The 26,457-nt window shown below is 63.7% G+C and carries 20 protein-coding genes and 2 tRNA genes; 11 read left to right on the forward strand and 11 right to left on the reverse strand.

The genetic code is table 11. From position 1 onward, the window contains the following. The coding region (locus tag AC3WLN_RS00005) for a hypothetical protein (protein WP_492478789.1) at positions 1 to 204 on the forward strand (204 nt) is incomplete at its 5' end. Between the two features lie 480 nt (positions 205 to 684). On the opposite strand, the gene AC3WLN_RS00010 is transcribed toward AC3WLN_RS00005, so the two are convergent. The 9 genes from AC3WLN_RS00010 to AC3WLN_RS00050 form a co-directional block, all read right to left on the reverse strand. Further along, positions 685 to 758, reverse strand: a tRNA-Gly gene (locus AC3WLN_RS00010). A gap of 71 nt (positions 759 to 829) precedes the next feature. Next, positions 830 to 913 (reverse strand) — tRNA-Tyr (locus AC3WLN_RS00015). Positions 914 to 981: 68 nt separating this feature from the next. Next, a complete protein-coding gene (recJ, locus tag AC3WLN_RS00020; RefSeq protein ID WP_492479012.1) occupies positions 982 to 2,670 on the reverse strand; it encodes a single-stranded-DNA-specific exonuclease RecJ in 1,689 nt (562 codons plus the stop codon). Positions 2,671 to 2,917: 247 nt separating this feature from the next. After that, positions 2,918 to 4,315 (reverse strand): NAD(P)(+) transhydrogenase (Re/Si-specific) subunit beta, encoded by a 1,398-nt coding sequence (locus tag AC3WLN_RS00025; RefSeq protein ID WP_492478790.1) that lies wholly within the window; start codon positions 4,313 to 4,315, stop codon positions 2,918 to 2,920. A 3-nt stretch (positions 4,316 to 4,318) separates the two neighbouring features. Next, on the reverse strand, positions 4,319 to 4,768 hold the full coding sequence (locus AC3WLN_RS00030) for a proton-translocating transhydrogenase family protein (protein WP_108035050.1): 450 nt from the start codon (positions 4,766 to 4,768) through the stop codon (positions 4,319 to 4,321). A gap of 17 nt (positions 4,769 to 4,785) precedes the next feature. After that, entirely contained in the window at positions 4,786 to 5,925 is a 1,140-nt protein-coding gene (locus AC3WLN_RS00035) for a Re/Si-specific NAD(P)(+) transhydrogenase subunit alpha (RefSeq protein ID WP_492479013.1), read from the reverse strand. 70 nt (positions 5,926 to 5,995) lie between these two features. Further along, positions 5,996 to 6,289, reverse strand: coding sequence for an aa3-type cytochrome c oxidase subunit IV (locus tag AC3WLN_RS00040; protein WP_055955629.1), 294 nt, complete (start codon positions 6,287 to 6,289; stop codon positions 5,996 to 5,998). Between the two features lie 124 nt (positions 6,290 to 6,413). Beyond that, positions 6,414 to 7,778, reverse strand: a complete 1,365-nt coding sequence (locus AC3WLN_RS00045) for an ABC1 kinase family protein (RefSeq protein WP_492478792.1) — start codon at positions 7,776 to 7,778, stop codon at positions 6,414 to 6,416. Positions 7,779 to 8,285: 507 nt separating this feature from the next. After that, positions 8,286 to 10,175, reverse strand: coding sequence for a M3 family oligoendopeptidase (locus tag AC3WLN_RS00050; protein WP_492478794.1), 1,890 nt, complete (start codon positions 10,173 to 10,175; stop codon positions 8,286 to 8,288). Positions 10,176 to 10,472: 297 nt separating this feature from the next. On the opposite strand from AC3WLN_RS00050, the gene AC3WLN_RS00055 reads away from it, so the two are divergent. From AC3WLN_RS00055 to AC3WLN_RS00080, 6 genes are all read left to right on the forward strand, one after another. Beyond that, entirely contained in the window at positions 10,473 to 11,966 is a 1,494-nt protein-coding gene (locus tag AC3WLN_RS00055; protein WP_492479014.1) for a sigma-54-dependent transcriptional regulator, read from the forward strand. 99 nt (positions 11,967 to 12,065) lie between these two features. Beyond that, positions 12,066 to 14,168, forward strand: coding sequence for a L,D-transpeptidase family protein (locus AC3WLN_RS00060; protein ID WP_492478795.1), 2,103 nt, complete (start codon positions 12,066 to 12,068; stop codon positions 14,166 to 14,168). Positions 14,169 to 14,460: 292 nt separating this feature from the next. Next, entirely contained in the window at positions 14,461 to 15,951 is a 1,491-nt protein-coding gene (locus tag AC3WLN_RS00065; RefSeq protein WP_492479015.1) for a peptidoglycan L,D-endopeptidase MepK, read from the forward strand. Between the two features lie 694 nt (positions 15,952 to 16,645). Then, positions 16,646 to 16,804, forward strand: a complete 159-nt coding sequence (locus AC3WLN_RS00070; protein ID WP_463769801.1) for a hypothetical protein — start codon at positions 16,646 to 16,648, stop codon at positions 16,802 to 16,804. A gap of 164 nt (positions 16,805 to 16,968) precedes the next feature. After that, positions 16,969 to 18,069, forward strand: coding sequence for a YncE family protein (locus AC3WLN_RS00075; protein WP_492478796.1), 1,101 nt, complete (start codon positions 16,969 to 16,971; stop codon positions 18,067 to 18,069). Positions 18,070 to 18,075: 6 nt separating this feature from the next. Further along, positions 18,076 to 18,348, forward strand: coding sequence for a hypothetical protein (locus AC3WLN_RS00080; protein WP_492478797.1), 273 nt, complete (start codon positions 18,076 to 18,078; stop codon positions 18,346 to 18,348). A 111-nt stretch (positions 18,349 to 18,459) separates the two neighbouring features. On the opposite strand, the gene AC3WLN_RS00085 is transcribed toward AC3WLN_RS00080, so the two are convergent. Beyond that, positions 18,460 to 18,933 carry a Ros/MucR family transcriptional regulator gene (locus AC3WLN_RS00085; protein ID WP_492478798.1) on the reverse strand — a complete coding sequence of 158 codons (474 nt, stop codon included), beginning with the start codon at positions 18,931 to 18,933 and terminating at the stop codon, positions 18,460 to 18,462. A 351-nt stretch (positions 18,934 to 19,284) separates the two neighbouring features. Between AC3WLN_RS00085 and AC3WLN_RS00090 the strand changes: the two genes are divergently transcribed. Both AC3WLN_RS00090 and AC3WLN_RS00095 read left to right on the forward strand, forming a co-directional pair. Continuing rightward, positions 19,285 to 19,506 carry a hypothetical protein gene (locus AC3WLN_RS00090; RefSeq protein WP_492478799.1) on the forward strand — a complete coding sequence of 74 codons (222 nt, stop codon included), beginning with the start codon at positions 19,285 to 19,287 and terminating at the stop codon, positions 19,504 to 19,506. A gap of 892 nt (positions 19,507 to 20,398) precedes the next feature. Then, a complete protein-coding gene (locus AC3WLN_RS00095) occupies positions 20,399 to 22,132 on the forward strand; it encodes a hypothetical protein (RefSeq protein ID WP_492478800.1) in 1,734 nt (577 codons plus the stop codon). A gap of 38 nt (positions 22,133 to 22,170) precedes the next feature. Here AC3WLN_RS00095 and AC3WLN_RS00100 read toward each other — a convergent pair whose 3' ends face one another. After that, positions 22,171 to 24,075: a sigma 54-interacting transcriptional regulator gene (locus AC3WLN_RS00100; protein WP_492478801.1), complete on the reverse strand. Its 1,905-nt coding sequence runs from the start codon at positions 24,073 to 24,075 to the stop codon at positions 22,171 to 22,173. Between the two features lie 172 nt (positions 24,076 to 24,247). Here AC3WLN_RS00100 and AC3WLN_RS00105 point away from each other — a divergent pair, with 172 nt between their 5' ends. Continuing rightward, entirely contained in the window at positions 24,248 to 25,609 is a 1,362-nt protein-coding gene (locus AC3WLN_RS00105) for a CmpA/NrtA family ABC transporter substrate-binding protein (RefSeq protein WP_492478802.1), read from the forward strand. A gap of 3 nt (positions 25,610 to 25,612) precedes the next feature. Beyond that, complete coding sequence (gene ntrB / locus AC3WLN_RS00110; protein ID WP_492478803.1) at positions 25,613 to 26,452, forward strand: nitrate ABC transporter permease; 840 nt, start codon at positions 25,613 to 25,615, stop codon at positions 26,450 to 26,452. Positions 26,453 to 26,457 lie beyond the last annotated feature (5 nt).

Consider the following 26,457-nt stretch of genomic DNA (forward strand, 5'->3'; position numbering starts at 1 on the left):
CTGGATAAGCAGACATCGGTTCGCATCAGCCCGTTGGCGGTGACGCGAAACGGGGCAGTTCCGTCCCATTTCGCTTCAAAGATTGGCAACCGATCTTTCCTCAGCAAAGATTGGCCCACGCACCTCATAACCGTACTTAGGAAGTGCGACGGCACGGAGGCGAGCAAGCACATCAAAATGCACATTTCTGCCCTGAAAAAATAAAATATAAAGATATTTGCAGATTTTTAAGCCTGAATATTATCCAAACTCATGTAAGTTAGCATTCATCGTGACGTAGATCTATTATAAATATGGTCTCGAAAATTGTGACAGAAGCTGGAAATATATACTCAAGTAATCATCTACATATTACCGAGAGGCGATCAAACCAGCGCTCATACAAATCTTAGTTCACCGCGCGCGCAGATCTGTAACGTGAGTTCTCAATACTCGTCATTCACAGACGGCACCAGTCAAAAATCCGCAACGGAGCCATTATCTGTCTGCTGTATCCAGAGAAACTTTACTGGAAAAAATACTGCCCAACGTTCATATGAATAATCGCAAGCACACCGATCATGATCTTAGCATTAGATGGCGCCTCGACGAAAATATGAATGGGCGGATTTTAAAGAATAAATTCCGCCAATGGCACAGATTTGCGGATGCTGGCCTGGCTCGATACTTCATCGATGAGGAAACTGGAGCGGGTACCGGGAATCGAACCCGGGTATTCAGCTTGGAAGGCTGCTGCTCTACCATTGAGCTACACCCGCATCGCCGACCTTCATAGCAGGTCGCCAAGGCTCGAGACACCCCGAACGAATTCGGAATCTCGGTAAAGGTTTGGTGGGGGAAGTAGGACTCGAACCTACGAAGCTTACGCAGCGGATTTACAGTCCGCCCCCTTTGCCGCTCGGGACATTCCCCCAAACCGGCCGCCTCTCGACGGCGCGCCGTCCTTATGATGACCGCTCGACGTCGAGTCAACCGCGTCGCTCAATCGAAATACGCGAGATCGCAAATCCGCATTTGCGCCCGTTCAGCTCCGCGCCAAGTGTCGACCGAAAGCGTGCCGGCGACGTGCACCTCGCGACCGATGCCAGAAAGGATGGCCTGTCCGAGAGGTCCCTGCGCGGCACGGAACGCGATGGCACCGATGGCCTGGCCATCGCGGCTACGCAGGCGAGCTCGCACATGCCCGTTGCCGACGACCGCAGCGTCGACGATGCGGTGGCGCGGGAGGACGAAGGTCGGCTCCGGCGCAGCGGATCCGAACGGGCCGGCCCGATGAATCGTGCGAACGAGGTCGGCCGTGACGCCGCCCGCACTCATCGCTCCATCCACGAGCAGCGCCTCTACCGCCCGTGCCTCCGCCACGGTCGCGGACAGTGATGCCGCGAGGTGGTCGTGAAAGCCCGTGACGTCTAGGCTCGGCAGCGTGACGCCTGCCGCCATGGCATGGCCGCCACCCTTCAGGGCAAGGCCCGCTTCGACCGCACTCCGAACCGCCTGCCCCAGATCCGCCCCCACGATCGAACGGCCCGAGCCGGTGGCGGTACCGTCCGGCCGCAGGGCGAAGGCGAAGGCCGGGCGACCAAAACGTTCCTTGAGACGGGCCGCGATGAGCCCCACGACGCCGGGATGCCAGTCCGCCGAGGCGGCCACCAGTACCGGGCGGTCCGGATTGAGGCTGAGGGCATGGTCCATCTCGGCCTCCGCTGCGGCGACCGCCTCGGCTTCGATCACCTGCCGCTCACGATTGAGCCGGTCGAGTTCCGCCGCGATTCGTGCGGCCTCCGCGGGATCCGACGTGGTGAGGAGAGTCGCGCCCAGACCGGCATCTCCGATACGGCCGCCGGCATTGATGCGCGGTCCGATGAGGTACCCGAGGTGCCAAGCCTCTGGCGGCTCGGCCAAGGATGCGGCGTCCAGAAGCGCTGCGAGGCCGACGCGACCACGGGTCCGCATCACCTTGAGCCCCTGGACGACAAAGGCGCGGTTGAGGCTGGTGAGCGGCACCACATCCGCCACTGTCGCCAGGGCGACGAGGTCTAGGGCAGCGGCGAGATCGGGCAGTCGACCTGCGAAGCCGGCCTCTCGTCGGAGGCGGCGGTTGAGAGCCACCAGGGTGAGGAAAACGACACCGGCGGCACAGAGATGTCCGAGACCGGAAAGATCATCGAGACGGTTCGGATTCACGACGGCGCGGGCCGGCGGCAGGTGCTCGGGTGCGCCGTGGTGGTCGAGTACGACCACGTCAAGGCCGAAGGCCGTTGCGGCTTCAAGGGGGGCATGCCCGCTGGTCCCGCAGTCGACGGTGACGAGCAGCGTGGCACCGGCCGCCCGTAAAGCCTCCACGGCGGCGACGTTGGGGCCATAGCCCTCCGTGATCCGGTCGGGGATATGGATCTGAACCGTCAAGCCGACGCTTCGCAGGTATCCGGCCAAAAGCGCAGCGCTGGCGGCCCCGTCGACATCGTAATCGCCGAACACCGCGACTCGCTCGCCAGTCAGCACCGCCTGAGCGAGCCGTTCGGTGGCTGCCGGCATATCGACCAAGCAATCCGGGTCCGGCATCAGGTCGCGAAGGCGCGGCTGGAGGTACGCATCGGCTTCGGATGGTCGGATCCCGCGCCCGGCCAGGACCCGCGCCAGAAGTTCGGGCAGGGCATGCGCCTGGACCATCGTCGCCGCATAGGCTTGGAGGGCGGGATCGGCGCACCGGTCTCGCCAGGGCCGGCCGAGGACCGAACGGGCGACGTCGAGGAACGCGCGGGGCGCGTGGATGGCGATGGCGGCTGACACGGAGGGATCATAGCGCCATGCGCAGCGCAGGGCTGCATCCTAAAACGAGAGAGGGGCCGGCGAACCTGTGCCGGCCCCTCATGGAGCGTGACCTGAACGTCGTTCGGACCGTCTCCCGAACTGCCGATCAGAGGTTCTTGAGAATGCTGTCGACCACCTTCTTGGCGTCGCCGAACAGCATCATTGTGTTGTCGCGGAAGAACACCTCGTTCTCGACGCCGGCGTAGCCGGAACCCATGCCACGCTTGATGAACAGCACGGTCTTAGCTTTCTCCACGTCGAGGATCGGCATCCCGTAGATCGGCGAGGCCTTGTCCGTCTTGGCAGCCGGGTTGGTGACGTCGTTGGCGCCGATCACGAAAGCCACATCGGCCTGCGGGAACTCACCATTGATATCCTCGAGTTCGAAGACCTCGTCGTAGGGCACGTTCGCTTCAGCGAGCAGCACGTTCATGTGGCCAGGCATGCGGCCAGCGACGGGGTGGATCGCGTATTTCACGTCCACGCCTTCCTTCTTCAGCATGTCGACCATCTCGCGAAGGCTATGCTGGGCTTGAGCCACCGCCATGCCGTAACCCGGCACGATAATGACGCGCTCGGCGTTCTTCATGATGTAGGCCGCGTCGTCGGCAGAGCCCTGCTTGACTGGACGGGTCTCGACGGCACCGCCGACGGCGGCCGCGGTATCGCCACCGAAGCCGCCGAGGATGACCGAGAAGAACGACCGGTTCATCGCCTTGCACATGATGTAAGACAGGATCGCGCCGGAAGAGCCCACCAGGGCGCCGGTGATGATCAGCGCGAGGTTGCCCAGCGTGAAGCCGATGCCGGCCGCCGCCCAACCGGAATAGGAATTCAGCATCGAGACCACAACGGGCATGTCCGCCCCGCCGATCGGGATGATGAGCAGTCCACCGAGCACGAACGACAGCACGACGATCAGCCAGAAGATCGCCTTGCTCTCACTGCCGATGAAGATCGCGATCAGCACCACCAGCGCGATACCCAGCCCGATGTTGATGAGATGACGCTGGGGCAGCATGATCGGCTTGCCGGACATACGTCCGTCGAGCTTGGCGAAGGCGATGACAGAGCCCGTGAAGGTGATGGCGCCAATGGCGACGCCCAGCGCCATCTCGAACAATGACTCCTTGTGGATGTGGCCGTTCTCGAGGATGCCCACCGCCTGCGGGGCGTAGAGGGTCGCGGCCGCACCCATCACGGCGGCGAGGCCGACGAGCGAATGGAAGGCGGCGACGAGTTGAGGCATGGCCGTCATCGGCACGCGCTTGGCGATGACCGCGCCGGCACCGCCACCGATCGCGAGGCCGAGGATCACGATGACCCAAGCTCCGAGTCCGGCCGGCGGATGACCGACCAGGGTGGTGAGCATGGCGAGGCCCATGCCGATCATGCCGTACAGGTTGCCCTGACGCGATGTCGTTGGGTGTGATAGCCCCCGCAGCGCCATGATGAACAGGACGCCGGAGACGATGTAGAGAAGGGATGAGACGTTCTGGGACATGTCTCAGGCCTTCTTCTTGTACATGCCGAGCATGCGTTGGGTGACGAGGAACCCGCCGAAGATGTTCACGCTGGCGAGGATGATGCCGACGAAACCGAAGAAGCGGGCCCAACCGGTGCCATGCTCAACGTACGGAACGCCGGCGGCCAGCAGCGCACCGACAATGATCACGGACGAAATCGCGTTGGTGACGGACATCAGAGGGGTGTGGAGGGCCGGGGTCACAGACCAGACCACGTAGTAGCCGACGAAGATCGCCAGCACGAAGATCGCGAGCTGGAATACCGTGGGGTCGACAGCACCGTGGGTCACGGCGCTGAGCCCGTGGCCCAATCCGTCTGCATATTTCTGCGCCTGGAGCGCATGCTGCTGCGCTATGTCGGCAGCGGTTCGGGCCGCAGCGGCGGCGGCGCGCGCCTGCTCGGCGGCCTGATCGGGGGGAAGCGTGGCCATCGTAACCTCCGGCGGGATCAGGATTTGGGCTGGAACGAGGGGTGCGAGACCTGACCGTCACGGGTCAGGTTGGTCGCCTTGACGAGCTCATCGTCCCACTTGACCGCCAGGGTCTTGGCCTCCTTGTCGATCAGCGTCTCGACGAAAGCGTAGAGGTTGCGGGCGTAGAGGCTGGAGGCCGTGGCCGCGAGACGACCTGGCACGTTGAGGTGGCCGACGATCTTGACGCCCTTCTCGGTGGTGACGACCTCACCGGCCTTGGCGCCCTCGACGTTGCCGCCGCGCTCGACTGCGAGATCGACGAGGACCGAACCCGGCTTCATCGAGGCGACCATCGCCTCGGACACGAGCTGCGGAGCCGGCCGGCCGGGAATCAACGCCGTCGTGATGACGATGTCCTGCTTGGCGATGTGCGTGGTGACGAGATCGGCCTGTTTCTTCTTGTATTCTGCCGACATCTCCTTGGCATAGCCTCCGGAGGTTTCGGCCTGCTTGAACTCTTCGTCCTCGACGGCAACGAACTTCGCACCGAGGGATTCTACCTGTTCCTTGGTGGCGGGTCGCACATCGGTCGCGGTGACGACGGCACCCATCCGACGCGCGGTGGCGATCGCCTGGAGGCCAGCGACGCCGACGCCCATGACGAAGACGCGGGCGGCCGGAACGGTCCCGGCGGCAGTCATCATCATCGGCATGGCACGGCCATACTCTGCAGCGCCATCGACGACGGCGCGGTAGCCGGCGAGGTTCGCCTGCGAGGACAGCACGTCCATCACCTGTGCGCGGGTGATGCGGGGCATCAGCTCCATGGCGAAGGCGTCGAGACCGGCATCCGCCATGGCTCCGAGCTCGGCTTCGTGGCCATACGGATCCATGATCGCGACGACACTGGCGCCGCGCTTCAGCAGGCCGATCTCATCGGCGGACGGGCGGCGCACTTTGAGCACGAGATCGGCGGACCCGGCGGTATCCGCGGCCGAACCGGCAATGGAGGCCCCGGCGGCCTCGTACTCTGAGTCCGGAACCCCAGCCTTGAGGCCAGCTCCGGACTGCACGGTCACATCGGCTCCGAGACCGATGAATTTCTTGACCGTCTCTGGCACCGCCGCGACCCGCGGCTCCGCGGGATCGGTTTCCGATAATACAGCGATGCGCATGCAGGAATGCTCCTTAAAGGACGGCCCGAAGGCGACCCGCAAAATCAGTCGAGATGTCGTTGGGAGAGGGTCAGGCGAAGGCGAGATACAAGGCCAGCAGAATGCCGACCGCCAGAGGGGCCTTCCAACCAATCGCGGGAGCAAGAGCACCGACCGCACCGGCGACCCCCGACAGGATCACGCCGAAGATGGCCGTCAGCCAAGCCTCGCGGATTCCGCCGACGGCGAGGGCCAGGACCCAGCACAGCACGACACCAGTGCCGATCTCCACGAACCGAACGAACCCGCGATAGGTCTGCTCGTGAGTCTTCTCATCCATCGCCGGGCTGTAATGCGCGCCGGACACGGTCTTGGTATCGGCCATCTTGTGGGCGTCCCCTAGGGCATCATCTTGATTTGTTCCAAGGGGATTTAGCGCAAGCCAAGGTCGCTCGCAATCGACATGCGTGCCGCGCAATCGCCTCAAACGGCTTTTTGTCGCCTCGCTTTCAAGCCGGCAATCCAAGTCCTGCCGTCGTCAGCGCCTCGACCTGGCGGGCTTCGAGGTCTGAGAGAGAGAAACGATCGATCTCGGCCTCAAACAACCGATGGTAGTTCAACTCCGAGCGAAGGTGGAGGAACACGGCGCCGAGCCCAACGGCAGCGCGGTCCATGAACACGAACTCCTGCGGGATCGTGACCGGGCCGCGCGCCTTGAGAGCTTGGTGCACTTCGAAGGCCTGGCGACGGCCGTACTCACCGGGCTTGACGCCATCGGCCACGGTTCGGGTCCGATCCTCGAGGATCGGTCCATAGATGAAGCGCGCCCAGATATTGAGGATCTCGACGAGCTCTTTGTTCAGGTTCTTGAAACCCCAGGTCTCGTAAGCGTGCACGATCCGAGCGTTGTCGTTGTCGAGGAGGCCCCGGTACAGGTCGACGACGCCGCCGACGAAACGCGGATGGAAGATGCGGACGCAGCCGTAGTCGAGCAGGTTGATACCCTGGGCTTCCCCACCTTCCGTGAAGACCGTGTAGTTTCCAAGGTGGGGATCGCCGTGGATGACCGCGGCGCGGCTGAATGGATGCCACCAAGCCTTGAACATCGACTGCGCCAACCGGTTGCGGATCTCAACCGGCGCATCGGCAAAATCCAGGATCCGCTGGCCTTCGAGCCAGCCGAGCGTCAGCAGGCGTTTCGTCGAGAGATCCTTGTGGATGACCGGGACCCGTACCGCGTCGACGTCGCGCAAAACGTTGCCGTAGAGGACAGCGTGCTTGGCTTCGCGCTCATAATCGAGCTCCTCCCGTACCCGGGCGCCGATTTCCTTGGCAATCTCGCGGGTGTCGAGCCAGGACGAAAGCCGACGGTGCAGTGCGAAGGCCACTTCGAGCTGCTTCAGGTCGGCTTCCACGGCCGACTGCATGTCGGGATACTGAAGCTTGCAGGCGAGGAGCGTCCCATCCTGCGCCGTGGCGCGGTGGACCTGTCCGAGGGACGCTGCCGCGGCCGGCTTCAGGTCGAAGCTCTGGAAGCGGCGCTGCCAATCTGGTCCGAGCTCGGCCATCATGCGGCGCTTCACGAAGGCCGCCCCCATCGGCGGCGCATCGGCCTGGAGCTTCTGAAGTTCGGCGGCGTATTCCGGCGGCAGCAGATCCGGCACCGTGGCCAGCAGCTGCGCGACCTTCATAATCGGACCTTTCAGGCCACCAAGGGCCTGCGCCAGGGCCGCCGCGTTGGTCGGTGCTTCCTTACCGCCGAACAGCTTGGCACCGGCCATCCGCGCCGCCACCCCGCCGACATTGGCGCCGACGCGGGCATAGCGGCTGGCTCGGGCGGAGAAGCGGTTGGCTTCACGATCGGTGTCGGCCATTGGGATCAATCAACTCGTCGGGAAAAGCTTCTCCCGAGATAAGCGCAGCCGCCTCACCTGCCAGGGCAGCGGGCTCATGGGTCGCGGCTCGACGGCTCGGATTCCAGCCAATCGCCAGGTGTCCGGTGCGTGAACACAATCTGGATCAAGTTCATGAGCTGCGATCCCCGGATGATCACCACGGCTCCGGGTCGCTCGCAGGGAAATCAATCCTGTTCGATCCGAGGACGCGATCGATGCCAGCAGAACAGTGCACGATCTTTCGAATATAGAGGTATCGGCATTTGCGAGCTTGAATGCGGATGCCGATACCAATCAAGTGACGACTCAGACTTCTCCGCCCAAGGATCTTACACAGTAAAAAGATCGCCACGTTCTACGATTCGACCTAATTGTTGCGAAAGGATTTTGTCGGACGCCAATCTAATCGAATCTATTGGCTTCTCGACCTCGAGTTCGATGGCAACCCACCTTCCATTGCGCAGAATGTTCAATGTAAGGTAGTCATCACAAAGGCGCCTCCGTGGCCTCCATCGCCTCCAATTCGACGATCATACCCTCGATCATCGACAAGCCGATCTGCCAGAAGCCCGGATCGCGGGCGTCGAGGCCGAAGGGGGCGAGAAGTTCACTGTAGGGCTTGGCACCGCCAGCCGAAAGTAGCGCGAAGTAACGATCGACGAACCCATTCTCGGCCTTCGCGTAGACGCCGTAGAGCGAATTCACCAGGCAATCACCGAAGGCATACGCGTAGACGTAGAACGGCGAGTGGATGAAGTGCGGGATATACGCCCAGAACGGCTCGTAGCCCGCGTCGAGCGTGATCGCCGGCCCCAGGCTCTCCGCCTGTACCGACATCCAGAGACCGTTGATCTGCTCAGCCGTCAGCTCACCCTGTGCGCGGGCAAGATGAACCTTTCGCTCGAAGGCGTAGAACGCGATTTGACGCACGACCGTGTTGATCATGTCCTCGACCTTCGCCGCCAGCATGGCGCGGCGCTGGCTCGGGCTGGCCGTCGCAGCCAATAGGCGGCGGAAAGTCAGCATCTCGCCGAACACGCTGGCGGTCTCGGCGAGGGTCAGCGGCGTCGGCGCCATCAAGGCGCCGTTCGGGCCAGCGAGCACCTGGTGCACCCCGTGGCCGAGCTCATGCGCGAGAGTCATCACATCGCGCGGTTTCCCCTGGTAGTTGACCAGAACATAGGGATGGACGGAGGGCACGGTCGGGTGCGCGAAGGCGCCGGGCGCCTTGCCGGGCCGGGTCGGCGCATCGATCCAGTTGCGATCGAAGAACGTCCGGGCGATGTCAGCCATACGAGGCGAAAAGGCCCGGTAGGCATCGAGTACGGTATCGCGGGCCTCGCTCCAGGGGATGGTACGCTGGTCGACCTGAGGCAAAGGCGCGTTGCGATCCCAATAGGGCAGCGTGTCGCGACCGAACCACTTCGCTTTCAGACGATAATAGCGATGCGACAGGCGTGGATAGGCGGCCTGGACAGCCTCTACCATGGCGGCGACCACCTCAGGCTCGACGCGGTTCGAGAGGTGGCGCGCGTCGGCCACATCCTTGAAGCCGCGCCAGCGGTCGGAGATCTCCTTGTCCTTCGCGAGCGTGTTGGTGATCAGCGTGAAGGTGCGCAGGTTGGCGCGAAAGACTTCGCTCAAGGCGCCCGCCGCTTCCTGGCGGATGGCACCGTCCGGATCCTGGAGCTTGTTGAGAGTCGGCTCCAGGGTGAGTTGCTCGCCTTGAACGGAAAAGCGCAGTGAAGCGATGGTGCCATCGAACAGGCGGTTCCAGGCCGAGCGCCCAGTCACGGACTTCTCGAGGAAGAGCTTCTCGGTCCGGTCGTCGAGCTGGAAGGGCTTCTCTCGCCGCAGGTCTTCGATCCAGGGCGCGTAATGGGCGAGCGGGCCGGCCGTCATCGCCCGGTCCATCGCCGCATCGGGGACGCGGTTGAGCTCGAGGGCAAAGAACAGCAAGTGGCTGGAGGCCGTGGTCAGGCGCTCCTGGGTGTCGCCGTAGAATTTCTCGCGCAGTTCGTCGGTGGTGTCGCCGGAATAGACCAAGCCCGCGAAGGACATCAGACGGCCGAGCAGGTCCTCGATGCTTTCATAAGCTGCGACCGCCTCGGCAAGTTCGGCCGAAGCCTCGGGCCCTTCGGCGATCGCCAGAAGGCGTCCGGCAAAGCGCTCGGAGAACTCGGCGCATGCGATCTCCGCCCGTGCGAGATCGGCTGTAAAATCCGGAGAATCGATCCCGGCGTAGAGGTCCGAAAGATCCCATTCCGGCAACGCTCCAAGATCGGCCGCGTGCGCGGCGGCCCTGGCGGCACTGGCCCCTTCGGCATTCGCAACGATGCCCGAACGAGTGGCATGGGCGACGGCTCGGCTCGGCATGATGGTCTCGTTCCCTCTCGGCCCGGTGAGTGCCGTGCGCGGTGATATCGAGTGCAGGGGCCGTCCGATCAATCCGAAACCGGCAGAAACCTGAGGGCCGAGACGGTTTGTCAGGGGACGGGCGAGTCGCCCACACGATGCGAGATCGCCGCCGTCGGAAAAGTCGGATCGTCGTTAAGCGCGGCTTTACGCTCTTGGGCCACCCTGCGGTTCGAAACGAAACACGCCGGCGAAGATGGCGCTCGGACGACTCCCCGTCGCCGGCCACCCTGCGCTTGCGAACAGCGAGGCTGCCCCATGTCGACAACGGTCTTGATCGTCGACGATGATCCCGTGCAGCGCCGACTCGCGGAGGCGATGGTCCGCCGTCTCGGCTTCGAAGCAAAGGTGGCCGAAAGCGGTGAGCAGGGCCTCGAAACGCTTCGGTCCGGCGATGCGATCGACGTGGTGCTCCTCGACCTCGTCATGCCCGGCGGCCTCGACGGCCTCGGGGTGATGGCTGAAATGCGGAAGACCGGCCTCGACGTTCCAGTGATCGTGCAAACCTCGAACGGCTCGATCGACGCCGTCGTCACGGCGATGCGGGCCGGAGCCACGGACTTTGTGGTCAAACCCGCCGGGGCCGAGCGCCTGCAGGTTTCGATCAAGAACGCTCTGAAGGTCGATCAGCTCGAAGAGGAAGTCCGGCGCATGCGTCGGCGCGCCTCCGGCGCACTCACCTTCAAGGACCTGACATCTCGCAGCCCGGACATGGAGCGCGTGATCCGCCTCGCCGAGCGGTCGGCCAAATCGAACATCCCCGTGCTCATCGAGGGTGAATCCGGCGTTGGCAAGGAAGTGCTGGCCCGGGCGATCCAGGGGTCCGGCGACCGGCGCGGCAAGGCCTTTGTCACCGTCAATTGCGGGGCGATTCCCGATAACCTCGTCGAATCCACTCTGTTCGGCCACGAGAAAGGCGCGTTTACCGGGGCGACCGAGCGACATGTCGGCAAGTTCGTGGAAGCTTCGGGCGGAACGCTCTTCCTCGACGAAATCGGTGAGTTGCCCCTCGACGCGCAGGTCAAGCTCCTGCGTGCCCTGCAGGAAGGCGAGGTCGACCCGGTCGGCGGAAAGCGCAGCGTGCGCGTGGACATCCGTCTGATCTCGGCGACGAACCGTTCGCTCCTCGACCTCGTGAAGCAGGGCCGATTTCGCGAAGATCTCTATTACCGCCTCAACGTCTTCCCCATGACCCTGCCGCCCCTACGCGCCCGCCGGGAGGATATTCCGGATCTGGTTCGATCATTCTGCGCGCGCTTCGCCGCCGAGGAGGGCAAGAAGGTCAGGGCCATCACGCCCGAGGCGATGGCGCTGCTGACCCGCTACGGCTGGCCCGGCAACGTCCGTCAGTTGGAGAACGCACTGTTTCGCGCGGTCGTGCTGGCGGATGGGGACGAGCTCACCGTCTCTGAATTTCCCCAGATCGCCGCGCAGGTCGAAGGCTTCGATATCCGCATCCCCGCCGCACCGGTCCAGCCGATGGTCCAGGGCGGCGCGCCCGAGCCGGTGCGCGAGATCGTCCGAGTGGAAGTGCGCGACCCGCATGCCATGAGCCTCGTCGCCGAGGAAACCGGTGAGATGAAGACCATGGAGGGGCTGGAGGCGGAGATCATTCGCTTCGCCCTTCAGTTCTATCGCGGCCGGATGTCGGAAGTGTCGCGCCGCCTCGGAATTGGCCGATCCACCCTCTATCGCAAGCTCAAGGACCTCGGCCTCGCGGACGAGGACAAGGCCGACGAGGCCGCCGCCTGACGAATGCCCAGCGGAAAGCGTACGATTGCGCACGCGCCCGCATGATCCGATTATCCTAGTCCCATCGGCCGGAACGGTCGGTTCCGAGGAGTTGCCACCATGGGCGTTTCGCGCTCCGCCTCCGTCGCGCTGTCCGCCCTTCTGGCAGGCTGCGTCGGCTACGGGGCTCACGCTCAGGTCTCCGACGGGCGAACACTTGATCCGGCTCTCGAGGTCCGAAGCCCTCGGGTCCAGCCAGCACCGGCTCAAGAGACACCGATCTCGGACCCCGTCATGCACAGGGCCTCGGTCGATCCGGCTGCTTCCGAGCCGGCCAAGCATGACCCTTCGGCGACCGTCGTCAATGGGAACGTGCCGAGCTCGGCTCCCGCGGCGGACGCGAACCCATCCACGCCTGGAACATCGCCCACCACCGAGGCGACGGCGTCACCGCCCCTGCCGACAGACCCGCAGGCCGCGGCCATCGCCGCGCGGCTGGCCGATCCGGCTCCCCTCCTGGCGAGGCTCTCGACGAAGGACCGCGAGGCGATCCAAGCCTTCTATGCGCTCGGCGCCTTCAAGCCGGTCTGGATCGTCGACGGAGCCCTGACCTCCGCGGCGAAGTCCGCCGCCGCGCGTCTGGCCGCCGCCGGCGAGGACGGGTTGGCCGCCTCCGCCTATCCCGTACCGGTCCTCGGCACGCAGAGGGCTACTGAATCCCAGATCGCCGATGCGGATCTCAAGCTTTCGGCCGCCGTGGTGCTCTATGCCCGCGATGCACGGGGTGGCCGCGTCCACCTCGCCAGCCTGTCGCGGCTGATCACGCCCGCCCTGGACCTGCCGGCGCCGGACGCCGTGCTCTCTCGCATCGCTTCAGGCGGGGCGACTGCCGGATCTCTGCTTCAAGGCTACAATCCAGCCCAGCCCGGCTATTTCGCCCTGAAGGCACGTCTCGCGACACTGCGTGGGTATGGGCAGGCTCAACCCGCATCCAGCGTGCAACTGCCACCTGGGCCGGTGCTGAAGCTCGGCATGACGGACCCGCGAGTTCCGGCCCTGCGCAGCCGCTTTGGCCTCGAGGCCCGGACGGCTGGCACTCTCGATGCCGCACCGGGCGATCCAGATTCTTATGATGCCAGCGTAGTCGCGGCGGTGGCGGCCTTCCAGCGTTCGCGGGGCCTGCCCGCCAACGGCGCCCTGACCGTGCAGACGGTCGCCGCCCTTGCCCGGCCGGAGGCCGCAACGCGCACCGACGACGCGGAAGCCGCGCTCATCGTCAACATGGAGCGTTGGCGCTGGCTGCCGTCTGACCTCGGTCGCGACTACGTCATGGTCAACATCCCGGAGTTTCGCGTGCGGGTGATCCGGGATGGACGTCAGCGCGACGAGGCAAGGGTCATCGTCGGCAAGACCGAATCCCCGACCCCGATCTTCTCCGGTATGATGGAGTACGCCGTCGTCAATCCGTCCTGGAATGTACCGCCGTCAATCCTCAAGAACGAGTTCCTGCCCGGGCTTGCTCGCGACCCGAACTATGCCGCGCGCCGCGGCTACGAGGTGGTCTACCGCAACGGAAACGTATCGGTGCGCCAGCCGCCGGGCGAGCGCAACGCCCTCGGCTTCATCAAGTTCATGTTCCCGAACAACCACGCCGTCTATCTGCACGACACGCCCAACCGCAGCCTGTTCTCGTCCGCCCATCGTGCACTCAGCCACGGCTGCGTGCGGGTCGAGGACCCGTTCAGGTTCGCCGACGCGGTCCTGCCGGAGGCGTGGTCGAGCGAGCGCCTGAAGAAGCTCATCGGCAAGGGTGAGCGCCAGATCCGGCTGACCGAGAAGCTCCCGGTCCATCTCGCCTACTTCACGACCTCGATCGATGAAGCTGGAACGGTCCGCACGCTGCCCGACCTCTACGGCTACGATTCGCGCATGAAGATCGCTCTGGGCCTCAGTCCCGGCAGCCTTCTCGTGGCCCGCGGGACAGACGGTAAGACGCCTGACTCCCGGCGCGGCACGCAGAAGAAGCCGGCGGTGACAGCGCGAACCGGCCCGGCCCTGACAGGTACGCCGAAGCCGGTGGTCGAGGCTCGGCGCCAGCGGGTGCGCGAGGTGAATTCCGAGGGCGTGACGGCGGCCCGTGCCGCCGTCCGTCCGCCTGCCGATTTCGGAGAGCCCGACCTTTGGACGCCGCGTCAGACCCGTCCCTCAAACGGGTGGTGGTAGGACCAGTGACCCGTGGCGATTGACGCCGCGCGCTCCGCAAGAAATTCCGGAAAATCGTCAGAGCTTCCCATTCGACTTGCCTGAAAAGTCTTATCGAAAGGAAGAAAGTCTCTCCGGTGCGTCCACGCACATCGCGGCACGATTTTGCCACGGTTGAGACTTAGCCATTCGATCGACGAGCGGCGAAGCGCCGAGGACCCGATAACCGGACGTTTACGGTTTTCGGCAACCTTGCGTTCACCATGATCCGTGCACCGCGCGCGATTGGGTAGAGGGTGAGACCACGGTGGGTATGCTTCCGCGATACGACCGTTCGGTCCAGCACCTCTTCGTTTCAAAGCGCGCCGGCCGCCTCGCCGGCGTCATACTCAGCTTCGGGCTCGCACTGGTCGTTGGAACGCGCGGCACCCAGGACGCCGTCGCCAACGGTGACACCCGAACGATCTCGATCTACCACACGCACACCAAGGAAAGCTTGACCGTGACGTTCAAGCGCGACGGGCGCTATGACCGCGCGGCTCTCGATCAGTTGAATTGGCTCCTGCGCGACTGGCGCGTCGACGAGCCGATCAAGATGGATCCCCGGCTGTTCGACACGGTCTGGGAGGCCTACCGTTCGGTAGGCTCGCAGGAGCCGATCAACGTCGTCTCCGCCTATCGCTCACCGGGCACCAACGCGATGCTGCGGCGGCGGTCGAGAATGGTCGCCGAGTACAGCCAGCACATGCTTGGCAAGGCCATGGACTTTTATCTGCCGGACGTCTCGATCGATCAGATTCGCGCGGTTGGCATGCGGATGCAGCGCGGCGGCGTCGGCTGGTATCCGCGCTCGAACTCGCCCTTCGTGCACCTCGATGTCGGCTCGGTCCGGTCCTGGCCGCGCATGACGCACGAGCAGCTGGCGCGCCTGTTCCCGGACGGTAAAACCGTTCACCTGCCTTCCGACAATCGCCCCCTCCCCGGCTACGAGCTGGCCCGCGCCGAGATTCTTTCGCGCGGCGGCACCGTTCTCGGCGTTACGGAAGTGGCGCAGATGGACGAGGATGACGGCCCGAGCGTCAAGGGCTTCTTCGCCAGCCTGTTTGGTGGTGGACGTGCGCAGGAAACGGCACCGCCGATCCAGGCGGCCACCAAGGCGTTCGAGCGGACGCGGGGTAAGCCGACGCCGGTCGTCGTCGCCAGCGCCGATCCGGAGGATTCGGTCGGCGCTCGCGCCGCCCTCGCTTACGCTGCTCCTGCCACCGACGAGGCGCTCGCGGGTAATCTCCTTCGCCGTGACGGACGCGATGCACAGAGCCTGCTGACAGGCGAAACACCGGCCACGGCCGGGACGCCGGCTTCCGAGCCGGCCGTCGCGGTTGCGCTGCCTCTCCCGCCCCGACGCCCGGCGGAATTCGCGGCCGTCACGGCGGCCCTGACGATGCCACTGCCGCCGCCACGGCCTGCGGTTCAGGTCGCCGGCCTCGGCATGGCAGGGATGGCAAACCTGGCTCCGGCCACGACGCAGATACCCGCTCGCGCAGCCCTCGTCCCGGCGAATGCCGACTCACGCACTCAGCTTCGTGCCCTCTTCGCCGCAGCGGCCGCGGACGCCGAACCAGCGAGCCGCGCCGCCCCAGTGAGGCTCGCCAACGCCAAGGCGAAGCTCGACGCGGCTCCGGGTGCTATCGTCACGCCGCCGGCCGGCGTTGCGACACGCTTCTCGGCACGTAGCCCCGGCGACGACTTGGCCGCCTCTCGCTTCAGCGGAGCCGCCGCACGGGTAACTTCCGGCCTTCGCTGACAGGAATCATCCCTGAAGAGGCACCAATTGTATTCATCAGACAACCTGGCGCGTCGCCTCCCCGCTTGCCGTCTGCAGAGCCGGCCCCGTTGGATACCTACCCCTTGAGCCAGCGATTTTCGCAGGAAGCTTTGCCCTAGATCGGCCACTTGCGAATCACAAAATGCGGCGCTTACAGGCGAACGAATTGTACTCCGGCTTGCGAAGCGGCTTGCGCTCACGCAATCGGCATCGCTCGCGACGTGTACGGGTCGTGGCTCTTGAGCTCGACATGGATATACGAAGGGCGCTTCACTTCATCGGACATTTTTGACAACTATATTCTCAAGCAACCTCTGATTGTATATTAGATTTCCTGCTCTCTGGAACCATAGCTCGCTTCGCATGTGATGTTCAGCCGAGCAAGGATGACTGGCGACTGACTGGCCACCCAATTTCGTACCGAAAAGATTTTCACGAACACCCTTGTGTGGTCCGTATGGAAAACGACCAAGCTCCGCGCTGACTGAATATCTCTATCATCTGGGGGCGAGATACGTAATCTGTCATGTGAGAAAGCTGCACAGATCCCCCAAATGGGGTATGCGGTCGACCCGGCATTTCAAGGAGAAAGGCGAACCCAGGCACTGGGAGATTTCGGCAATCGATCGATGAGGACCGCAATGGCTTCAGGTCTGAAGGGAGGCGGTTCGTGATGTTTACGATCAGCGCAAGCTGTCTGCTGGCCGGTACCGCGCTGGCAGCGGCGGCACAGAATATCCCTCACCGACGCGCTGCGCTGGAATGGGCCGGTGGCACCCTGGTGATCGCAGGGCTGGGGCTCTTGGGTGCGGGGCTGCGCCTGTTCCGGTGAGAAATGAGTTCGCCCCGAGCCGGAGGCCACTCAGGATCCGGGATTCGGCGCAGACGAGATCTGCGCCATCAATGCCCTAGATGGGCAGCATGATGCTCCCGTATTCCATTCGCGCCTCGTCAGCCGCCCTTCTGACGCTTCTCCTTTCAAGCATGGTGCCAGCCATGGCCGACGCGCCGGCCCTGATGCTCGTCGGTCTGGACGGGAAGACCTTCTTCGAGCCGGACGGCAGTCGCAATGGACCGAACGGCGAGGACGCGGTCGGGATCATCGATGTCACCGATGAGGCCCAGCCCCGTCTCGTCCAGACTCTTTCGCTCGACAATTCGGTCTACGGTCCGCCGACCAATCTCCGGATCACGCCCAACGGCAAGGTCGGCTTGGTCGCAAGTTCGGTCCTCATGCACCGAGAAGGAACGGCTTGGTACGCCCGGGCCGACGACCGGCTCCACGTCATCGACCTGCAAGCGAGCCCGGCCCGCCTCGTCGAGACGGTGAGGATCGGGCCTCAGCCGTCTGGTCTTGCGATTTCGAAGGCCGGTGACCTCGCTCTCGTCGCGAACCGTGAGGGACGCAGCGTGACGGCCCTGACGATCCGAGGCTTGGAAGTACGGGCTGTCGCAACGATCGATGTCGGCGACGAAGCGGCGGCGGTCGCCTTCGCGCCCGACGGACGACGCGCCCTCGTGGCGAAGAACAAGGTCGGACGCATCGGTGTTCTGGCGATCGATGGGCCGCAGATGCGCTACGAGCACGACCTCGACATGCCGGTGGGCTCCGGCGCGTATGGACTCGGCGTAACACCCGATGGCTCTTTGGCTCTAACCGGCAATACCGGACCGGAGCCAAGCGATGGTCACGCCGATACGGTGAGTGTGATCCGAGTTGACGGCCCTCGCCCCCGCGTCATCGATCATCTGGGCATCGATGACACCCCCGAAGCCTTGGCGATCGCACCCGATGGACGTCATGCGGCCGTCTCCGTGGTTCGAGGCTCGAGTGCACCGCACAGAAGTCCAGCCTACACGCCCACCGGCGCGGTCGCCCTGCTGGCGATTTCCCCCGACGGTATCCGGCTCGTGTCCACGGCCGAGGCGGGTGCGGTCACCCAGGGCATCGCGTTCAGTCCGTCCGGAGCCTACGTCTACGTCGGAAACTACGTCGACCGTAACCTGGGCATCTATCGCGTCGTCGGCGACAACCTCATCGACACGGGCAACCGGCTGGCGCTGCCGGGCCAGCCCGCCTCTCTGGCAGGGCGCTAAACCGCCATGGTGGCCGACCGCGCATCAGCGCAGCAGCCTGCCGGCGCCGACATGGCATCCGAGCAACCGCCGCGGAGTATCCACTATATCGGTTTTCGCGACGATCGATATTGGAATGCGTATCGGGTTTTCGGCGGACCGCGGGTCATTCACCGCCGCTGGGATTTCGATGCGACCCGCGACGTTGGCCCGCACGACGTGGTGATCTTCGCCAACGGTGACGAAACGCAGGCGATCACGGCCCGCAATGCGACGGATCTCGACGAGCGCTGGCTCTGAGACGAAACAAAACGATCTCGCACCAGGGCTGGCGAGGCGGATCGTTTACACCGCCGAAGCCCCACGCCAGAGACGGACACGGAGCTTCGGGGCAGAACATGATGTAACCGATCAGGCGGCCTGCTTGCGGCCCTTGGCCTTCGGTTGCACATCCTCGTCCTCGTTGCGGTTCGCAACCTGGCCAAGCCCGATGGACTTCGCGAGTTCCGAGCGCATCGCTGCGTAGGACGGAGCGACCATCGGATAATCGGCCGGGAGGCCATAGCGCTGGCGGTAGCTGTGCGGATCGAGGCCGTGGCTGCTCAAGTGCCGCTTCAGCGTCTTGTAGCTCTTGCCGTCGAGGAAGCTCACGATGCCGTCTGGCATCACCGACTTGCGGATCTGCGCAGCAGTCGGCTTCTCGGGCGCAATTTCTTCGGTCGGCTGCGCAACGCCGGTGACCAGACCGTTGAGGGCAGCATGAACACTGCGGATCAGGTCCGGGAGATCGGTGGTCCGGACTGGGTTGTTCGACACGTAGGCGGCGACGATATCGGCCGCCAGATCGACGAAGTCGGTCATTTGAATTTCGGTGCTTTCGGACATGCGTAGTTTTCTTTTCCCTGTGCCCCCAGGGCAGCAGATCGCGCATCCGTCGATATTTATCAAGCGGCATTGGGCAGTTTGGCCAAAGAACATGCCAGACATGCGCATCACAGGTAAGAGATGTCCACAACAGAGACGCTTCCTCCGGAAGCGTACTGCCGATGATTGCTTCTGTGTTCGAGCGAGCCTGAGAGCACAACCATCCGGGCGCGGTCGATAGACCCAGCGTTGTCCATAGCCTCCTTCTCCAGATCGCGAGGGGCGATCCAGGTGTCGGAATAGGACCCGGCAAGTCGAAGCGCACCTCTGGGCGGGTGCGGTGCTGCTAACCGATCTCAGAGCCGGCTTGAGGTGTTTGTTTTTGGCTGGATTGTCGAGGGCGTTGGCGGCCATAAGGCTGGCGACGCAGGCGAGACGACGGGTTGCGGCATCGAGTCGGCCGGCTCGCTTGCGGTGCAGACCGCCCCAGTGGCCGAGCCAGCCGAAGCTCCGCTCGACGAGCCAGCGCCGTCCCAGCACGACGAAGCCCTTCTGATCCGGCAGCTTCTCGACGATCCGATGGGCATGCCGTGAAGGTCGCACGACTCCTGGCAGCGCTCGGCCGTGAAGGCGCCGTCGAGGAGGGCCAGACGCAGGCTGGGTCTCCTCTGGCTGCCGTCATCGAGGGCCGGCAGTGTGTCGCGATCCTGTACGTTGGCCGGGCACCACGGCGAGCGTCAGGACGTACCCCTCGGCATCGACCAGCGTGACGCGTTTGCGTCCGATCAGCTTCTCGGCGCCGTCGTAGCCCCGAGGCCCGCGCACGCCGATGCACCTCGCAGCGCCGCGAGGTGCCGATACCGATCGCAAGCAAGATCTCGCCAAGCGAAGGAATCGGCCGGCGCAGCAATTCGGCAGCTCGAAGCGTGTCGGTCATCGTGGATTGCCCGAGCAACGTTGTCGATAGTGGTAGCAATCCGGCGCCGACCAGGAATGTGCATCGAGAAGGAGGGAGCGATCCTGGACTCCGGAGAAAGTAAGCCTTGAGGGCATTCGGGGCTGCGACATCGACTTCGACAGGTCGGCTGCAGCCGACTTCCAGTTTTCTTTTCGAAGAGAACGCTGAGCAAATTTCTGAAGCGCTGACCCCTCGCCCGAATCGCTCCAGCGGATTTGCCCCTGGCGGTGACTTCCTGATGCCGGAGGCGATCCGAGGATCCGCTTCGTCGAGCGGAAAACACCCTCCCGGCTTCGTATCGACGAGAGGCGTCACGGAGCGACTTCGGGTCGGGACCAGGCACCGTTTAATTCACATGCCGTGCGATGCCGCACGTCTCAAGACTTGGGCAACCGCCGGCGCGATCAGCGATCCGACAACTGAAATTAGCTCGACAAGAATTGCTTAAGCATGCGGCTTAACGCTCGGTAAGCAACCCGGAACTACGAATCAACAATAGCCAATTTTACCGTTCTCCGGGACAGTTCGATGACGATCTACTACGTGGACGCATCTTCATCAGCAGCGAGCGACAAGAATAGCGGTCGGTCGGCCGATACACCATTCGCCAGTCTCGATGCGGTCAACAAGCTGAAGCTCCAGGCTGGCGACACGGTCGCGTTCAAGGCGGGTACCGCCTACACGGTGTCGACGCCGGGCACCGGCGCATTGACCATCGGTGCATCCGGTACCGCGGACGCACCCATCACCTTCACCACCTATGGTATGGGTCCGGCCGCAGTCATCAGCAACACTGCCACGGGGTATTCGGACGGGATCAACATCGCCAACTCGAAATATATCGTGATTGATAGCTTGAACATTGGTGCGGCCGGACAAGGCGGCATCAACGTCATGAAGACAACAAGCAACGTAACGATCCGAAACGTAGAGGCAAGCAACGTCGGCGAAGGCGTCATGCTCAACGGCACGAACAACCTCGTGACGCAGAGCTATTTCCACGATCTGAAAATGGTGAAGAATACGTCCGACGTCAAAAACGACGACTACGGCGCAGTCGGCGTTTTGATAGGAAATAGCAACAACGAAATTTCTTACAATCGGGTCGTCAACGGAAAAGCTCAAAGCTACGATTATAATTATGACGGTGGTGGGTTCGAATTGTTCGGGAGTATGGATAACATCAAGATCCACCATAACTGGGTCGAAAACAGTGTTGGATTCATTGAGGCCGGCGGACCCAAAAGTACACTGACGAATATTTCGATCTCCAACAATGTAAGCCTGAACAACAATGGCTTTCTCGTGCTCCATAATGGCGGCGGAGCGTTCGCGAGCACTTTCGCCAACGTAGATGTCAGCAACAACTCCATCGCTGAGCAAAACAACAGCACCAAACAGATGGCCAGTGTCTTTTTGGATGCGGCCTACCAGCCCGGCCAAATCTCATTCCACGACAATGCCATGTATCTCAATACCGGAGACTCGTTCTTTAAACAGACAGGCGACTATCATTACAACAACGTTTTCTACATGCCCTCTTCAGCAACTCATCTTTACAACAATTGGAACATGAATCTGAATGCCGGCGAAAAGTTTTCGACCCTCAAACTGACCAACGGTGAGTCGATTATTCAGTCGTTGTCATCGCAATCCGGAGGTGCAGGGGCGGCGTTGGTGGCACCGAGCCAGGTCGGCTTGACCACGACCACGTCCCCGACGCCGGTCGCATCTCCCGCTCCTGTCGCGAATGCACAAACCACGATTCCAGCTACGGGGCCGACGATCGACGATACGCATTCGATCTTTCGCTTCTATGACACGAAGACGGGCGATCATTTCTACACGACGAGCCAAACAGAGAAGCAGCAGATCCAGAGCACGATGCCGACCTTCAATTATGAGGGAAGTCCCTGGAGTACGCCGGACAAGGGCGCCGGCACCCACGACGTGTTCCGGTTCCTGGAGACCAAGACCGGGACCCACTTCCTGACCGACAGCGTGGTGGAGCGCGATCAGCTGATCACGTCGGGATCGAGCTATCACTACGAAGGGATCGCATTCCAGGCCTACGACGATGCGGCCGGCCCTGGTCATATGACCTTGGAGCGGTTCTATAACAAAGTCACCGGGCTGCATCACTTCGCGGGAAGCGCCGAGGAAGCCGCAGGCATCAATAACGGGGCGGCAGGCGTGGGCTGGGTCGCGGAAGGCAAGGCCTTCACGGTCCATGTACCGTCCGACACGATGCTGTTCGCGTAGAGGACGAGCATCCCGATCACCGATCTTCGGATCATGCATCAGCGCCGCGCGCGGAACGTTCCGCGGGCGATGTCGAGCGCTTTCATCCGCGACGCCAAAGTTGTCGGCTTGAGTCCGAGCATCTCAGCCGCGCCCCCCGGCCCGAAAACCTTGCCTCCGGCCTGGGCGAGAGCGGCCTCGATCTCGGCTCGTTCGCGGGCGCGTCGCTCGAACTCGGTCAAGGGCGTCGGCATCAGCGAGATCGGCGCAATGGCCTCCCGTCCCCGAGGCAACGGATCGACGTCCGGTAGATCGAGATGGAGCCGTCCGCGCACCGCGAGGATCGCTCCCCGTTCGATCACATTCTCTAGTTCCCGCACGTTGCCCGGCCAGGGATAGCGGATGAGGCGACGGACATCGCCTTCCGTGAGACGCGGCTCGGCGATGTTCAGGCGCCGAGCTGCCCCCTTCAGGAAGTGATGCGCAATCAGTGGAATGTCCTCCGGCCGCTCACGCAGGGGACTGGCGGCGATCGGAAACACGTTGAGGCGGAAATACAGATCCTCGCGGAAGCGACCGCGCCGCACCTCGTCGCGTAGGTCGCGATTCGTCGCCGCGATCAACCGAACGTCGACCGCGCGGGTACGCTCCTCGCCCACCCGCTCGAACGAGCGCTCCTGTAGGACCCGTAAGAGCTTGCCCTGGAGATCGAGGGGGATTTCGCCGACCTCGTCGAGGAACAGCGTGCCGCCATCGGCGAGTTCGAAACGTCCGACCCGGTCGCGGGCCGCACCCGTGAAGGCACCTTTCGCGTGGCCGAAAAACTCGCTCTCGAAGAGTTCGCGGGGCACGGCGGCACAGTTCACACGAATGAGGGGGCGGCCGCAGCGGCGACTGGCCTCGTGGATCGCACGGGCGATCAACTCCTTGCCGGTGCCGGATTCCCCGGTGACGAGGACGGTGGCGTCAGTACCGGCCACCACATCGATCTGCCGCAGAGTGGCCTCGATGGCCGGTGAGCGGCCGATGATGCCTTGATGGTGGCTCTCGAGCCGGATTTCCTCCTTGAGGTAGGCGTTCTCGAGTTCCAGGCGCTCGCGTAGCGAATCGACCTCCGCGAGCGCTTGGCGAAGACGTTCGTCGGCCTCACGTCGGGGACCGATATCGCGGAAGACGATGACGGCCCCGAGGAGTTGGCCTCGGTCGCGGATCGGGGTCGAGGTGTATTCTACAGGAAATGCGGTGCCGTCGCGCCTCCAGAACACCTCTGTGTCGACCTGATGGACCGCGCCGTCGCGAAACGCGGCGTAGATCGGGCAGTCGCAGTGGTGGTAATGCGCCCCGTCCGGGTGCGTGTGGTGGACGGCGGCATGCATGTCCCGGCCGACGAGTTCGGCGGCGGGCCATCCGAGCATCCGTTCGGCAGCTGGGTTGACGAAGGTGGTTACCCCCTCGGCGTTGACCCCGTAGATGCCCTCCCCCGCCGCACGGAGGATCAATTGGTTCTCGCGCTCGATATCGCGAAATATCCGCTCCATCCGCTGCCATTCGGATAGGCCGGCCCGCATGTGAGCATCGGCCTGAGCATCCACCTGACGCTGGCGGCGCGCGTCGAGGTCCGCGAGGATCACCAGCATCAGCGGCGAAGCACTCGTCAGCAGCGAACCGGCATATTCCAGTCGCAGGGTCTTCCCTGCTCCGTGGCGCGGGGTAAGTGCGTGGGTCCACCATTGCCCCTTCGCCTCGACGCCCTGGGTGAACACGATCAGGGTGGGACGCTGCCCCGGGTGCAGGGCGCTCGCGAGCATGCCCCGGAGGGATGAACGGGGATAGCCGAGCAGATCCGCGGCTGCCGGGTTGGCCTCGACGACCCGGTCAGCCTGCGGGTCCAGGACCAACATCGCCTCGCGGCTTTCCTCGAAAGCGACACCGAAGTCGGGGCTTCGGAGCAGATCGACACCCATGTCACCTCTCGATCACGAAATATCGTTGTATAAATCACGAGATACCGTAGATCACGATATCTCGTGATTGTCGATCAACCTACTAAGATATTGCTACCGCTTAATCTATTTCGATTTTCTGGTTGGCATACCGTTTGCAGACTTCCATGCACCCTTATGCGGTGAGGCAGCCATGGCCCTGTTCGACAATCCCTTCGACGCGTCCTACCGCCTGAGTCGAGGCGGCTGCTCGTGCGGGACGCACAGATCACAGGGTGAACACGACGCAGCCGTACCGAGCGCAGATGCTCGGATCGAACGCGTCGTCGAAGGCACGGTGATGCGGGCGCTGTTCCCGCAGGATGCGGAGCGGCGCGCTTTCCTGCGCAGCGTGGGCGCCGCGACGGCGCTCGCCGCCGTCAGCCAGTTCCTCCCCACCCGCCTCATCGCTGAAGCCTTCGCGCAGGGTGCCAAGCCGGAGAAGACCGACCTGAAGATCGGCTTCATCCCGATCACCTGCGCCACGCCGATCATCATGGCGAAGCCCATGGGCTTCTACGAGAAGCAGGGACTCAACGTCGAGGTGGTGAAGACCGCCGGTTGGGCGGTGATCCGCGACAAGACGCTGAACCGCGAATACGACGCCGCACACATGCTGGCACCGATGCCGATCGCGATCTCCCTCGGCGTCGGCTCGAATCCGCAGCCCTACACGATGCCGGCGGTGGAGAACGTGAACGGGCAGGCGATCACGCTGGCCATGAAGCACAAGGACCGGCGCGATCCGAAGGACTGGAAAGGCTTCAAGCTCGCGGTGCCCTTCGACTACTCGATGCACAATTACCTGCTGCGCTACTATCTCGCCGAAGCCGGGATCGACCCCGACACCGACGTGCAGATCCGAGCGGTACCGCCGCCCGAGATGGTCGCGAACCTTCGGGCCGATAACATTGACGGCTTCCTCGCCCCCGATCCGGTGAATCAGCGCGCGGTCTATGACGGCGTGGGCTTCATCCACCTCCTGTCCAAGGAGATCTGGAACCGGCATCCCTGCTGCGCCTTCGCCGCGTCGCAGGACTTCGTCACCCAGACTCCGAACACCTATGCGGCTCTGCTGCGGGCGATCATCGAGGCCACCACCTACGCATCGAAGGCCGAGAACCGGAAGGAGATCGCCGCGCAGATCGCCCCGGCCAACTATCTGAACCAACCCGTCACGGTGGTGGAGCAGGTTCTGACCGGGACCTTCGCGGACGGGCTCGGCACCGTGCGCAAGGTGCCGGATCGCGTCGATTTCGACGCCTTTCCGTGGCAGTCCTTCGCGGTCTGGATCATGACCCAGATGCAGCGCTGGGGTCAGATCAAGGGCGACGTCGACTATGCGGCCGTCGCGGCCAAGGTCTACCTCGCCACCGATGCCGCCAAGCTGATGAAGCAGAACGGCCTCACCCCGCCCGAGACGACCACGAAGACCTTCGTGGTGATGGGCAAGACCTTCGATCCGGCCAAGCCGAAGGAATACCTCGAGTCCTTCAAGATCAAGCGGGCGGGCTGAGCCATGGCCGCCAGCCTCTCAGTGCGCGCCGGCCTCGTCTCTCTGGCCCTGCTCCTCGCTTTCCTGCTCACCTGGCAGGTCGCCGTCGGGGGCACGGCCAAGACCGAGGCGATGGACCCGGAATACGCGGCCCTGATGGGGCAGAGCGCCACCACCGGCAAGTCGGCGATGCCCGGGCCGCTCGACGTCGGCGCCACCCTGTGGAAGCACCTCAAGGACCCCTTCTACGACCGGGGGCCCAACGACAAGGGCCTCGGCATCCAGCTCGCCTATTCCATCGGCCGCGTGGCGCTGGGCTACGGCCTCGCTGTCCTGGTGGCGATCCCGATCGGCTTCCTCATCGGTATGTCACCCCTGATGGGCCGGGCCCTCGACCCCTTCATCCAGCTTCTCAAGCCGGTCTCGCCCTTGGCGTGGATGCCGCTCGCCCTCTACACGATCAAGGATTCCGGGCTCTCGGCGATCTTCGTGATCTTCATCTGCTCGCTTTGGCCGATGCTGATCAACACCGCCTTCGGGGTCGCCGGAACGCGCAAGGAATGGTTGAACGTCGCCCGCACCCTGGAGGTCGGCCCATTCCGTCGGGCGGTGACGGTGATCCTGCCGGCAGCGGCGCCCACGATCCTCACGGGCATGCGTATCTCCATCGGCATCGCCTGGCTCGTCATCGTGGCGGCCGAGATGCTCGTGGGGGGCACCGGCATCGGCTACTTCGTCTGGAACGAGTGGAACAACCTCTCGATCACCAATGTGATCACCTCGATCCTGGTCATCGGCCTCGTGGGCATGATCCTCGACCAAGTGCTGGCGCGGGCGCAACGCCTCGTCACCTTTCCGGAATGAGCACC

Source organism: Methylobacterium sp. FW306-05-D (assembly GCF_058782155.1).